Raw genomic sequence first — 14,003 nt, forward strand, 5'->3', positions numbered from 1 at the left:
GATATGAGAAAGGTACTTATCATCACTTATTATTGGGCGCCTGCTGGCGGACCTGGTGTACAACGTTGGTTAAAATTTGTAAAATATTTACGAGATTTTAATATAGAACCTATTGTATATATTCCTAAAAACCCAACTTATCCTATCATCGATAATGAAATAGGAAACGATTTGCCTACCGATATACAAATTATCAAACATCCTATATGGGAACCTTATGCTTGGGCTTCGTTATTCTCTAAAAAGAAAACCCAAAAAATTAGTTCGGGTATCATTCCACGTAAAAAAGTTTCTATTTTAGATAAAGTATTACTTTGGATACGTGGTAATTTCTTTATTCCCGATGCTCGTAAATTCTGGGTAAAACCTTCTATAAAGTATCTGAATAAGTTTATAAAAGAAAACCAGATAGAAACTATCATCACCACTTCGCCTCCTCACAGCGTACACCTTATAGGTTATGAATTAAAGAAAAAAATTCCTCACCTCAAATGGATTAGCGATTTCCGCGACCCGTGGACAACTATTGGTTATTACAAAGATTTACGCCTTACTAAATGGGCAGATAAACGTCAGCATTATTGGGAAAAAGAAGTGTTACAACAATCAGACTTGGTGATTACAACAAGTTTCAAGACGCAAAAAGACTTTCATCAGCTTACCAATACTCCTATTGAGGTGATTACCAATGGTTACGATGAGGAAAAAACAATCACCCCTCCCCTATCCAATAAATTCCTTATTTCGCACATAGGTTCCTTATTATCAGATAGAAACCCCAAAATGCTGTGGAAAATATTAGCCGAATTAGTACGCAAAGAACCTCATTTTGCCGAAGATTTCACACTTTGTTTTGCAGGCAAAGTAAGTGAAGAAATCGAAGAAGATATTCGCCATAACGGACTTACACCTTATTATATTAATAAAGGTTATATTAGTCATCAAGAAGCTATTGGTTTGCAAAAGCAATCGCAAGTATTGTTGCTCATCGAAATAGATTCCGAAGAAACACAAGGTATTATTCCGGGTAAGCTGTTTGAATATATGATTTCGGGGCGACCTATTCTCGCCATAGGACCTCATAACTGGGATGTTATACCTATTCTCACTGAAACACAAACAGGTACTTTTGTGGGATATACTGATGCCTCTCAGATGAAAGCCAAAATAGTAGAGTTCTATCATCAATTCCTACATAAAACACTTAAAACCAACCCAAAAAAAGTAGAACAATACAGTCGTAAAGCCCTTACTCAGCGGTTGGCTAAGTGCATTGAAAATAATCTTTCAAGTTAAATTCTCTGCTAAAAACTTGTCTTTTCAAAAAAATATACTACTTTTGTCAAAAAAATAAATCAACCGAAGAATATGTTAGTAAAAGTATACGGAAGTGCAGTGTTTGGAGTAGAAGCTACTACCATTACTATAGAAGTAAATATTGTTAAAGGAATTGGCTATCACCTTGTTGGACTACCCGATATTGCTATTAAAGAAAGTAACTTTCGCATTGCTGCTGCCTTACAGAATACAGGGTATAAAATCCCAGGAAAGAAAATCACTATCAATATGGCTCCTGCTGATATGCGTAAAGAAGGTTCAGCCTATGATCTTAGTCTTGCAATAGGCATATTGGCTGCGAACGAACAAATACAAAGTGACGAAATAGAAAAATATATCATTATGGGAGAACTTTCTTTAGACGGAGGGCTACAACCTATTAAAGGAGCACTCCCTATTGCTATTCAAGCACGTAAAGAAGGTTTTAAAGGTTTTATTTTGCCTGCTCAAAACGCCAAAGAAGCGGCAATTGTAGATAATTTAGAGGTTTATGGTGTTGAAAATATCAAAGAAGTAATTGATTTCTTCAATGGCGAAAGAGAACTTGTTCGTACAGTAGTGGATACTCGTAAAGAATTTTATAAAAATTTAGAATTCCCTGAGTTTGATTTTGCCGATGTAAAAGGACAAGAAACTGTAAAACGTTGTATGGAAATAGCCGCTGCAGGAGGTCATAACATCATTCTCATAGGTCCTCCTGGTTCTGGTAAAACAATGTTAGCCAAAAGATTACCTAGTATCCTCCCTCCTATGACACTTCACGAAGCTCTCGAAACTACTAAAATACATAGTGTTGTAGGTCGTATCAAAGATACAGGTTTGATGAGTCATCGCCCTTTCCGTAGTCCACATCACACAATTTCTGATGTAGCCCTTGTTGGAGGCGGTACATATCCTCAACCTGGTGAAATATCCTTAGCGCATAATGGTGTACTTTTCCTTGATGAATTGCCTGAATTTAAACGTGCTGTATTAGAAGTGATGCGTCAGCCTTTAGAGGATAGAGAGGTTACCATTTCGCGTGCTAAATTCTCTATCACCTACCCTTCTTCATTTATGTTAGTAGCGAGTATGAACCCCAGTCCCAGTGGCTATTTCAATGATCCTGAAGCTCCTGTAAACTCTACTCCTGCCGAAATGCAACGTTATATGAGTAAGATTTCAGGTCCCCTATTAGATAGAATAGATATTCATATAGAAGTCAATCCTGTCCCTTTTGAAAAACTTTCTGATGATCGCAAAGGGGAAAGTAGCAGCGAAATACGCAAGCGAGTAATTGCCGCACGTAACATTCAAACAGAGCGTTTTAAAGAATATGAACACATTCATTACAACGCTCAAATGAATACTAAACAAATACAAAAATTCTGTAAAGTAAGTGAGGAATCTTTAAAACTTTTAAAAAATGCAATGATGAAACTCAACCTCTCCGCACGCGCTTATGATCGTATTTTGAAGGTAGCTCGTACTATTGCCGACTTAGAAGGTACTGACAATGTACAACCTCATCACATAGGTGAAGCCATTCAGTATCGAAGTTTAGATCGTGAAGGATGGTTTGGTAACAACTAACAATGGAATAATTAACGTTAATACACTATAACAATGAGAAAAAATCTTATAGCGATAGCTACCATTTTCATTACTTTGGTAGCTTGTAACACAAGCAACAAAATCAATACTGATGAGGCTACTACACTCATCACTGAATATTTAGAGGAAAATCCCCTCTATGAAACTGGTAAATTCAATACTAATAAACAAAAATTAGTAACCAATAAGGATAAAGAACTCATTGAGAGCATTCAGCGATTATCTGATGAAGGATTGATAGCTATCAACAATGAAAAAACACGTAAAAAGTGGTTTTCTAAGGATAGTGTATATGTGATCTCCCCTACCCTAACTGAAGAGGCTCTCCCCTATTTAGTAAAACAAAACAAAAATAGTGCTCAAGTAAAGACCATTATCTACAAACTAAATAATAAAAAGATAACTCTCGAAAAAAGTACTGAAAAAATGGCTACTTGTGTAGTAGTTTTAGATAAGGAAAAAACTCCTTTCTATAGTTTTGGAAAAGACCCCTATCCCAATAGCAACTTTATTACTCAAAAGTTTAAATTAAAATATAACGAGAAATCAGGATGGAAAATCATAAAAAAATAAACTATGAAAAATTTTAGTATCCTTACTCTCATACAAGCTGTAATGAGCCTCATTTCAGCTATCCTTATCTCTAAAATGTCATTTATAGGTAAGATAGGGGTAAGTACTTTTTACAGCCAATATGCAGTGTTTAAAACGTGGTGGAAAACAGCTATCTTGCTATTTATAGTACAATTCATCTTACTGTTATTTCTGCAAACTTTCCGCTCAAAAGTAAGCGCAGGATTTGCTCGTGCTTTAGCGCTTTTACTTGCTGTTGTAGGTGCAGTGGGGTTCTATCTCTCGTATGTAGATTTCACCACTACTTCTCATAAGATGATGAAATTCAGTTTTCATTTTGGATTTTATCTCTTTTGGATAGCGTGGCTCATTACTTGTGGTTATTTTCTTTTAGCCAAGGAAGCAAAGCAAACGCCCCCCCCCCAAGAAGAAGTGTTATAGCAAATTGTGAAGTCCAAACAAGCCATCCAAAAGCAGTACCTATAGGAGTTGGAACTCCAAAGAGATATAATACTTCTGCTATAAAAAATGGGTAAGCACCAAATCCTGCATTGGTGAAAGTCATAGCAAAACTACCTATGACAAAAGCTGTAAGTACGTTTGGTAAACTTATATTAGTAGTCTCTGGTAAGGCGAAGAAAGGAATATAAAACATCAAAAAGTACATTGCCCATATAAATAATGTATGTATCAAAAAAATCCAACGATGGCGTATTTTCAACACTGAAAATACGCCTTCTTTTATACCGTTTAAAAACGTCTTCACTTTTATAAAAAACTTGCGTTCTGAAGTATATATAAGGTATAAGAAAATCACAAATGATAGCCCTCCTATTAGCAAGATCAATAAGAGTTTTTCAAACGGAATTTTAGAGAGTATAAAGTTGCTTATCACCTCAAATTGCAATACAAAAGCTGTAGCGGTAAACAAAAATAACAAGAGTAAATCAATCACACGTTCAGAGATAATTGTCCCAAACGATTTTTCAAAAGGTACTCCATCATAATTGCTTACTAATAAAGCTCGTGACACTTCACCTGAGCGCGGTATGGTTACATTTACTAAATACCCCATAAACACTGCCATTATTCGATGTAATAAAGAGGTTTTATACCCCATTGGTCTAAACATCAATTCCCAACGAACTGCTCGAGATATATCTGCTAAGAATCCTAAAAACACAGCTAAAATTATATAAAAATAATCAGCAACAAGAAATGTTTTTTTTATCTCAGTAAATTGTTCTTCAGTAAATTGCTGATAAGCATACCAACATAAAAACCCTCCCACAAGTAGTGGAAGGGTAATCTTTAACCATTTTTTCATTCCAAAAGATTTGTTTGTTCATTAGGGAAGATTATAGAAGGTTTAAAGGTTTTTGCTTCTTCAAAATTCATTAAAGCATACGAGATGATAATTACTATATCTCCTCTTTGTACCCTACGCGCTGCAGGTCCATTTAGTACAATAGCTCCTGAATTTCGTTTCCCTTTGATGATATAAGTATCAAAACGTTCTCCATTATTCACATTTACTATTGATACTTTCTCACCTTCTATCATTCCTGCAGCCTCTACCAAAGCTTCATCTATGGTAATGCTACCTATGTAATCTAAATCTGCCCCTGTAACTTTCACACGGTGAATTTTAGATTTTAATACTTCTATTTGCATTTTTATTGTATTAAAAAACGCGACAAAAGTAGGAATAATTTGTCAATTAGCCAATTTGTCAAATTATCATTTTGTTAATTTATTAATTTTAAAATTCAAAATCACCTGATTATGAACAATATATAAAACTTCTTTATATTATTCTTTTTATTTTATTACATAACAATTGTATATATCAAAAAAAACATTTACCTTTGCTTCAACTAAAACTAAAAGTTAATCGCAATGAGTGTATTAGTGAATAAAAATTCAAAGGTGATTGTACAAGGCTTCACCGGAAGTGAAGGTACTTTTCACGCTGAGCAAATGATTGCTTACGGCACGAATGTAGTAGGCGGTATTACCCCTAACAAAGGTGGACAAACACACTTAGGAAAACCCGTATTTAACACCGTAGCCGACGCTGTAAAAGCTATAGGTGCTGATGTTTCTATCATTTTTGTACCTCCTGCTTTTGCTGCCGATGCTATTATGGAAGCTGCCGATGCTGGTATCAAAGTGATTATTACTATTACTGAAGGCATTCCAGTTGCTGATATGGTAAAAGTAGCTGCCTATATCAAAAACCGTAATTGCCGTTTGGTAGGACCTAATTGTCCTGGAGTTATTACTCCTGAGGAAGCTAAAGTAGGTATTATGCCTGGTTTTATCTTCAAAAAAGGCAACGTAGGAATTGTCTCCAAATCGGGAACACTCACTTATGAGGCTGCCGATCAAATCGTTCGTCAAGGTTTAGGTATTACTACAGCTATCGGTATAGGAGGCGATCCTATCATCGGAACTACTACTAAAGAAGCTGTAGAACTACTGATGAACGACCCTGAAACTCATTGTATCGTAATGATTGGCGAAATAGGAGGTCAGTTAGAACCCGAAGCTGCCCGTTGGATCAAAGCTAATGGTAACAAAAAACCTGTAGTGAGCTTCATTGCAGGCGAAACAGCTCCTAAAGGGCGTACTATGGGCCACGCTGGGGCTATTGTAGGTGGTGCCGATGATACCGCCGAAGCTAAAAAACGCATTTTAAAAGAATGCGGTATCCATGTAGTCGATTCACCTGCCAAAATAGGTGAAAAAGTAGCCGAAATACTCAAAAAATAGAAATACTCAAACTGTTTGATTACTGTCTAAAAAGTTCCATATACTTTTTTAGACAGTTTTTTTATGCTTTTTTTGATTAACTCATTCAATATTTGTACTTTTGCACCCCGAAAAGTAAAACATTACATTACAATGAAAAAACTAATATCTATTGTTTTGATTTCTACAATTATATCTTTCTTCAACAACCTTTTTGGTCAAAAAAAACTACTTGACACCGATGTATTCCGTAAAAATCCTTCTGAAGTAACTTCTTTTGAAGAAGCTCAAAAAGAAGCTGAAAAAATATTGCAATATCTCATTCAAGAAGAATTGATTCCTGGCGCTTCTATCACAGTTACCAAACAAGGAAAAATAATATGGCAAGGTGGATACGGCTATGCCGATATTTCTAAAAAAAAACCTATTGACCCTAAAACTACAATTTTTAGGGTGGCAAGTATGTCTAAAGCCATTACTGGAGTAATTTTAGCGCGCCTACAAGAGCAGAAAAAATTTGATTGGAATATGTCTCTATACGAATACATTCCTGATTTTCCCCAAAAACCTTTTGATTTTACTATAAAACAGTTAGCAGGACACTTAGCCGGTATACGCTCCTACAAAGCTAATGAATATACACTCAACAAGCCTTATACTATAGCACAAGGAGTTGATTTATTTAAAGATGATATTTTGCAATCAGCCCCTGGTACAAAGTTTCTTTATAGCAGTTATGGTATCAACCTTATTTCGTTAGCTATTGAAAAATGTCTCAATAAAAAATTTGAAGATATAGCAAAAGAAGAAGTTTTTAAACCTTTAAATATGTGGCGCACTTTCCCTGATAGAGGTAAAATTATTCAAGATGAAGCTATTCCTTACACACGCAGTAAAAAGGGGTTGGATAAAGCTACTGATGTGAATAACTACTTCAAGCTTGCTGGCGGTGGATTCCTTTCTACATCCAATGATATAGCTAAAATGGGTACAGCTATAGAACGCCACAGCTTTCTTTCTCAACCTATCCAAAATGAAATGCTTAAAAAACAATGTACTATAGACGATACTGAAATAAGTTATGGTATTGGCTGGCAAGTACAACGCGATTGGAACGGACGTGATTATTTTGGTCATACGGGTATGGGCGTAGGAGGATTTGGTTGGTTATCAGTATATCCTAATGAAGAAGTAGTAATAGTAATGCTTTTCAACGTAACCGACCCACAAATTAGTATCTATTTGCAACGCCTCACCGACTTTATTTTAGAAGGAGCTGAACATATTCCGTCTATTTATCAATAAATATTCAGTTTTATATATTCTTCCTCCATACTTCAAAAAATTGCAGAGGCATTTACGAAACGCCTCTGCAAATAAGATTTATTTTTTGGTAACTATATTTCTATTTTGTAGGAATATTCTGAAGTATTGCTAACAAGAACTTCCAAAACTTCTGTACAGAAGCTATATTTACCTTTTCAGCTGGCGAGTGTGCCCCTTTGATAGTAGGACCAAAGCTCACCATTTCCATTTCGGGGTAATGGGTTCCTAAAATGCCACATTCTAAGCCTGCGTGGCAAGCTACTACATTAGGTGTTTCACCGAAGAGCGTTTTGTATTGTGTTTTTACAATCTTCAAGATTTCAGCATCTACTTTGGGCTCCCAACCTGGGTAACTACCAGTGTATTCTACTTCAAATCCAGCTAACTCAAAACTACTGCGAATCGTATCAGCCAAATCATATTTAGAAGTTTCTGAAGCCGAACGAGTGAGGCAATACACGTTTATTTCGCCGTCTTTAATTTGTACTCTTGCTACGTTATTACTGGTTTCTACAAGGTCAGTAATCGTCTGACTCATTTTGTACACCCCATTGAAAGCTGCGTAAAGAGCGCGTAATACATCTTCTTGTTCTTCTTCTTCCATTACTTTCTCAGGTACCGCAGTAGGTTCAAGTAATACTGTAAGAGTCGGTTCAGTTACTGAATACTCATGTTGGAGTGCTTGGGTAAGTGTAGCTACTTCTTTTTTAAAAGCGACTTCGTCGTTTTTATCAATAGTTACCACCGCTACGCTTTCTCTCGGAATAGCATTGCGCAAACCGCCTCCATCTACACTTGCAATGTGTAAACCAAATTTCTCAGTACAAGTGAATAATATACGGTTCATTAGTTTGTTGGCATTAGCATAACCCTTATGGATATCTGTACCACTATGTCCGCCGTGCAATCCTTTTATGGTAAGTATATAGCCTACTGAATTATCAGGCGTATCTACCACGTCGTACTCTCTAAACGCCGATACATCTACACCACCAGCACATCCTATATCAATTTCGTCGTCTTCCTCAGTATCTAAGTTGAGAAGAAAATCACCAGAGAGCAATCCGCCTTTGAGACCTTTAGCACCCGTCATTCCTGTTTCTTCGTCAATAGTAAAGAGTGTTTCGAGAGCAGGGTGAGGGATATCCTTACTTTGGAGTATTGCCATAATGCTTGCTACCCCAATACCATTATCAGCTCCTAAAGTAGTACCATCAGCACGTACCCAGTCGCCATCTACTAACATTTTGATACCTTCCGTACTAAAGTCGAACACCGTATCATTGTTCTTTTGGTGTACCATATCGAGGTGTGATTGTAGCACCACTGTTTTGCGGTTTTCCATTCCTGCCGTAGCGGGCTTTTTAATGATTACATTACCCGTTTCGTCTTGATAGGTATCAAGCCCTAAACTTTTGCCAAAAGCCACCATAAAAGCAATGACTTTCTCTTCTTTTTTTGATGGGCGAGGTACGGCATTCAAGCTCGCAAAGTTCGCCCATAACTGTTTTGGTTCTAACTCTGTTATTTTCATTATATTTAGTTATTTATTAGTTATCGTAATATTGTTTTTAGTATTTTGTCGCTAATATCTTTCACTTTTCATTTTTTCACTTTAGAACCAATACCCTATATTAAACAGCCATATTGCTTGCCGTATTTCGGGTGAGTAAGTGCATTTTAGTTCTATAGGTCCCAAAAAACTTTCAATACTATACCCTATACCATAGCCCGAATAATCAGGGTATTTTTCCCATTGAAAACTTTCAAAAAGATTATTATCTGCTTTAGCTACATTAGCCAATATTAACAAGTGATGTTTTTTAAAAGGTTGAAAATCTATCACCCATTCTGTTTTTAAGTAGTTTTTAGCACCAATACTCAAAAAATCATAGCCATAGAAAGGTGAGTAGTTAGAGAACACATTTTTATTATATCCTCCTAAAAAGAAGTCTAATGAATAAGTTTTAGAATTTCCTATCGTAACACCTCCTTCAAACCCTATTCGTGCATTCAATCTTGGTAGTATGGGAATAGCGAATGATATTTCTGTTTTGCCTGTGGTGAACTTATTAAAATTTGCATCATTAGGAGCTGCAAGTGCGTAAAGGTTAAACTGTGTATTAAAAAACACACCTTTACTTGGAAAAAAACTATTGTCAAAACTATCGTATTTTAAATAAGAATATAAACTGCCAAAGTGTTTTTTTTCAGAATATGAAGCAATAGCGCTTACTGAATATATTTGTTCAGCATCAAACTGTACTTTGCGGTGTTCTGCACCTAATCCAAACACAAAACCATTGCCTAAGAGCGTTTGTAAATACAATTGATTTACCCAATCGTAAGCCTCTACGTCCATTCGGTTGAGTTCAGATTGTTCTATTCTATAATTAGATAAACGTCTTGTATTCAGATTACGGTCGAACTGCACAAATTTAGAACGCAATCCATAACTAATATAGAATCCTTTATCTACAAAATAATCAAACTGATAGCGTATATTATCGCCTACGATAAGGTCAAGTGAAAGGAAGTCACTATCCTGTAAAAAATAGTTTTGAGTATAGTTCATCAAGAAGCCTGTTTTCAACAGATTATCATAATGAATGCCAAACTTCAAAAAAGTACGTTGCGGATTTTCTTTCAAGAAAAAATCAATATGTTCCCCTTCAAAAGTATGTCTAATTTGATAATTAATAGAATGGAAATTATTTGTTGCCATTAGGTTAGACAATCCGTCGTTCAATTCTTCAAACGAAATTTTGCGATCCAAGTGTTTTAAGTGGAGTTTTCCACGCAAGTAGCTACGAGTAAAGTGCTCGTTATTATGAAAATGTATTTCTTTTAGATAAAAAGAATCTATTTTCTCTATAGGTTCTCTCCGTTGGGTAGTATGTTTTTGTTGAGCAGCTATTTCACGCAAACGAGGCAAAAAATGTTCAGCAGCTATTTTCCCATTGTTGATGATTGTCTCACCTTTATCAAACGAAATCACATTGAATCCTTCTATATTAGGTTTGATGTATACATCTGTTTCTTTTATTTTCTGTGGCATATTATCTACCATCGGGAAAGTTGTAATTTGTGAAAAGATACTTAAAAAAGAGTTGATTTCCTCACGTTTTGCTAACGGACTCTGTACATCTACCCCTATAATAATATCCATTCCTTTTTTTTTCACTTCGTCTACGGGGTAATTATCAGCTATACCTCCATCAGTAAGCCATTTACCATCTATTTCTACCAAATCAAATAGCGAAGGGAATGAGCCACTAGCTTGTATAGCTTGAGGTAAGAAGCCGTCTTCAAGTACTACTCCTTTCCCTGTTTCTATATCAGTAGCCACGCATAGAAAAGGAATAGGTAACTTAGAAAAATCAAAAATTTCATTCACAGGATAGAGTAATTTCACAAATTCATTATAGATATTTTGACCTTTCGATACTGCACGAGGTAACCCTACTTTGAAGTTATCAAAAGGTAATGCTACAGTATAACGATCGTATATATAACGTTCGTGCAATGATTTTGCACGACGTGAAGTTTTGTCTTGCAAAAGTTTATCAAAGTCTAATTGTCGGAAGATAGAGTCCAATTCATTAGCCGAGTATCCTGCAGCATACATAGCACCTACCATTGCCCCCATACTTGTCCCCCCAATATAATCAATACGTACTCCTGCTTCCTCCAATACTTTTAACACTCCTATATGCGCTAATCCTTTCGCTCCACCTCCACTGAGCACTAAGCCTACTTTTAAGTCTTTATTAGAAGTATTTGACTGACTATAAACTATATAAGGAGTTATTATAAGGAGTATGATAAGTAATAAAATTCTCATACATTTTCTTCTTTTATAAACTTGGCACAAAGGTACAAATAATTGGTGAATTAACAAATTTTAAATTAGCAAGTTCCTATCACAACCCAATACTTTCGTTGGATACTTTTGCCTTTTGCTGAAACAAGAGTTTCTTCAAAAGGCAATTTTGTTATATCTTCAAAACCAGCTACTTTAAGTATTTCAGCTACTTCTTCAGCGGTATAAAACTGAAAACCTTCACGCGCAAAAGGCGTCTTCTCTCCCGTACTTTTATCTATAAAACCAATAGCTACTTTACCTTGTGAGCTGAGTAAAGCGCGAATCTTTTTGTAATAATATAATGGGTTTTCTAAAAAATAAAGGGTATTTACCGAAAAACATACATCAAAAGAATAATCGAAATTAGGGAGCTTATCAGCAGCTACCTCTAAAAAATGTACTTTTTTTTGACTAACTAAAACGTTGTTGTACTCAGTTGCTTCAGTTATCATTGCAGCAGAGGTTTCTACCCCTATATATTGTAGGGAACTTTCCTTGTTAAATAAATACGGGAGATGATTGCCATTACCAAAACCTATCTCTAAAACTTTTTGATGGGGTTGCAGTGCTAAACAATCAATAGTACAGTTTATCATAGCACTATTGGAAGCAAAAATAAAATCGCCTACTTCTTTGGCGTAGTCTCCTTCAGGGTGACGAAACAACTGTCCTAACAGACGCATATCAGTAATGGGAGGGGTCATTATTTCTTATAGTATTTCAATTAATTAGAACGGCAAAGTTACGATTTTTTGTATAATAATTTGTGTAGTTAGTAAAAACATAGTACTTTTACGCCTTTAAAATTAAAACATTAAGTTGAATTTAATCCTATTATCTATAAGATTATGAAGATATTAGTATGTATCAGTAGTGTTCCCGACACTACTTCTAAAATAAACTTTACGGAAGATAACAAACAGTTCAATCCTTCAGGGGTACAGTTTATTATCAATCCTAATGATGAGTTTTGCCTCACTAAAGCTATTATGCTTAAAGAACAATTAGGGGCAAGTGTTACCCTTGTGAATGTGGGAACACAAGAAACAGAACCAGTACTAAGAAAAGCTTCAGCTATAGGAGCCGACGATATCATTCGTATAGATGCCGCCCCTACTGATGCTTTTTTTGTAGCTACTCAGCTTGCAAGAGTTGCTAAAGAAGGTAATTATGACCTTATCATCGCAGGTAAGGAATCTATCGACTACAATGGTGGAATGGTAGGAGGTTATTTAGCTTCGCTTTTAAACCTTCCTTTTATAAACAAATGTATAGGTTTAGAAATTGAAGGCATCAAAGTAACTGCCCAACGAGAAATAGATGGCGGCAGAGAAAAACTAACTGCTACACTTCCTTTGGTAATTGCAGGGCAAAAAGGTCTTACTCAAGAGAAAGACCTCCGTATCCCCAATATGCGTAACTTAATGGCAGCACGCACTAAAGCAATCACGGTATTACCTGCTGAGGCTACCGATGTGAGGGTAACAACTGTAGGATTTGAGAAACTCCCTGCAAAACAACCTGTGAAAATGGTATCTGCCGATGATTTAGATACCCTTATTGATTTATTACACAACGAAGCAAAAGTAATTTAATTAAAAATGTCAGTACTCATATATATAGATTCCGAAAACGGAAAAGTGAAAAAAAGCGCTTTTGAAGTAGCTACCTATGCTCGTGCAATTGCCGATAAACAACAAACAAAAGTAGTAGCTGTAACTATAAATGTACCTCAACCTGAAGTATTAGCTGCTTATGGGGTAAATAAAGTGCTTAGCATTACCAATGACCAACTACAACATATTTCTGCCAATACACTCAATCATCTATTGCAACAAGCAGTAGCAAAAGAAAATAGTACAATAGTGGTATTTAGTGCTTCTTCACAAGCCAAAGAAGTAGCTCCTTTATTAGCTAATAGTTTGCAAGCGGGGTATGTATCTAATATCATTTCTTTACCTACTGAAGATTTTATTGTAAAAAGTAATGTGTTCTCAAACAAAGCGATTAGCCTTAGTCAAATCAATACCCCTATAAAAGTATTAGGATTAGCTCCTAATGCTTTTAAAATAGAAGAAAAAAATGTTGAACTTGCAGTAGAACCTTTTGCTCCTACACTTCCTGATAGTGATCAGGAGATACAAGTAATCACTACTGAGAAAACCTCAGGTAAAGTGTCGTTAGACGATGCTACTATAGTGGTTTCAGGAGGAAGAGGGTTGAAAGCAGCCGAGAATTGGCAGATAGTGGAAGGACTTGCTGAAGTATTAGGTGCAGCAACCGCTTGTTCTAAACCTGTCGCTGATATGGGATGGCGACCTCATTCTGAACACGTAGGACAAACGGGTAAACCTGTAGCGCCTAATCTCTATATAGCTATAGGTATTTCGGGAGCTATACAGCACTTGGCAGGAGTAAATGCCTCTAAAGTGAAATTAGTTATCAATTCTGATCCTGAAGCACCTTTTTTCAAAGCTGCCGATTATGGTGTTGTAGGTGATGCTTTTGAGGTAGTTCCTAAACTCATTGAAAAACTTAAAGCAAGACAATAACA

13 protein-coding genes are annotated in these 14,003 nt (G+C 35.8%); 8 read left to right on the top strand and 5 right to left on the bottom strand.

Annotated elements, in window-relative coordinates:
• The first annotated feature begins 3 nt into the window (after nt 1-3).
• From CBG49_RS09505 to CBG49_RS09520, 4 genes are all read left to right on the top strand, one after another.
• Entirely contained in the window at nt 4-1,296 is a 1,293-nt protein-coding gene (locus tag CBG49_RS09505; RefSeq protein WP_088594308.1) for a glycosyltransferase family 4 protein, read from the top strand.
• Nucleotides 1,297-1,368: 72 nt separating this feature from the next.
• A complete protein-coding gene (locus CBG49_RS09510) occupies nt 1,369-2,910 on the top strand; it encodes a YifB family Mg chelatase-like AAA ATPase (RefSeq protein WP_088594309.1) in 1,542 nt (513 codons plus the stop codon).
• A gap of 33 nt (nt 2,911-2,943) precedes the next feature.
• On the top strand, nt 2,944-3,504 hold the full coding sequence (locus CBG49_RS09515; protein WP_088594310.1) for a hypothetical protein: 561 nt from the start codon (nt 2,944-2,946) through the stop codon (nt 3,502-3,504).
• 3 nt (nt 3,505-3,507) lie between these two features.
• Nucleotides 3,508-3,945 (top strand): hypothetical protein, encoded by a 438-nt coding sequence (locus CBG49_RS09520; protein WP_088594311.1) that lies wholly within the window; start codon nt 3,508-3,510, stop codon nt 3,943-3,945.
• Here the strand turns inward: CBG49_RS09520 and CBG49_RS09525 are convergent.
• A complete protein-coding gene (locus tag CBG49_RS09525; protein ID WP_088594312.1) occupies nt 3,875-4,831 on the bottom strand; it encodes a lysylphosphatidylglycerol synthase transmembrane domain-containing protein in 957 nt (318 codons plus the stop codon). The two genes, CBG49_RS09520 and CBG49_RS09525, sit on opposite strands and share 71 nt — an antisense overlap.
• A complete protein-coding gene (panD, locus tag CBG49_RS09530) occupies nt 4,828-5,178 on the bottom strand; it encodes an aspartate 1-decarboxylase (RefSeq protein ID WP_009751096.1) in 351 nt (116 codons plus the stop codon). Before panD ends, CBG49_RS09525 begins: the two co-directional genes overlap by 4 nt.
• A 225-nt stretch (nt 5,179-5,403) precedes the next feature.
• On the opposite strand from panD, the gene sucD reads away from it, so the two are divergent.
• Nucleotides 5,404-6,279 (top strand): succinate--CoA ligase subunit alpha, encoded by an 876-nt coding sequence (gene sucD, locus CBG49_RS09535; protein ID WP_088594313.1) that lies wholly within the window; start codon nt 5,404-5,406, stop codon nt 6,277-6,279.
• A 132-nt stretch (nt 6,280-6,411) separates the two neighbouring features.
• Complete coding sequence (locus CBG49_RS09540; RefSeq protein WP_088594314.1) at nt 6,412-7,563, top strand: serine hydrolase domain-containing protein; 1,152 nt, start codon at nt 6,412-6,414, stop codon at nt 7,561-7,563.
• Nucleotides 7,564-7,663: 100 nt separating this feature from the next.
• On the opposite strand, the gene CBG49_RS09545 is transcribed toward CBG49_RS09540, so the two are convergent.
• From CBG49_RS09545 to CBG49_RS09555, 3 genes are all read right to left on the bottom strand, one after another.
• Nucleotides 7,664-9,118, bottom strand: coding sequence for an aminoacyl-histidine dipeptidase (locus CBG49_RS09545; protein WP_088594315.1), 1,455 nt, complete (start codon nt 9,116-9,118; stop codon nt 7,664-7,666).
• Nucleotides 9,119-9,199: 81 nt separating this feature from the next.
• Entirely contained in the window at nt 9,200-11,428 is a 2,229-nt protein-coding gene (locus CBG49_RS09550) for a patatin-like phospholipase family protein (protein ID WP_088594316.1), read from the bottom strand.
• 65 nt (nt 11,429-11,493) lie between these two features.
• Nucleotides 11,494-12,153, bottom strand: coding sequence for a class I SAM-dependent methyltransferase (locus CBG49_RS09555; RefSeq protein WP_088594317.1), 660 nt, complete (start codon nt 12,151-12,153; stop codon nt 11,494-11,496).
• Between the two features lie 144 nt (nt 12,154-12,297).
• On the opposite strand from CBG49_RS09555, the gene CBG49_RS09560 reads away from it, so the two are divergent.
• Together CBG49_RS09560 and CBG49_RS09565 are read left to right on the top strand one after the other, a co-directional pair.
• A complete protein-coding gene (locus CBG49_RS09560; RefSeq protein WP_088594318.1) occupies nt 12,298-13,044 on the top strand; it encodes an electron transfer flavoprotein subunit beta/FixA family protein in 747 nt (248 codons plus the stop codon).
• Nucleotides 13,045-13,050: 6 nt separating this feature from the next.
• Nucleotides 13,051-14,001, top strand: coding sequence for an electron transfer flavoprotein subunit alpha/FixB family protein (locus CBG49_RS09565; RefSeq protein ID WP_088594319.1), 951 nt, complete (start codon nt 13,051-13,053; stop codon nt 13,999-14,001).
• Nucleotides 14,002-14,003: the final 2 nt, after the last annotated feature.

The sequence above is a fragment of the Capnocytophaga endodontalis genome, from assembly GCF_002209445.1.
In the GTDB taxonomy this organism is placed as follows: Bacteria; Bacteroidota; Bacteroidia; order Flavobacteriales; family Flavobacteriaceae; genus Capnocytophaga; species Capnocytophaga periodontitidis.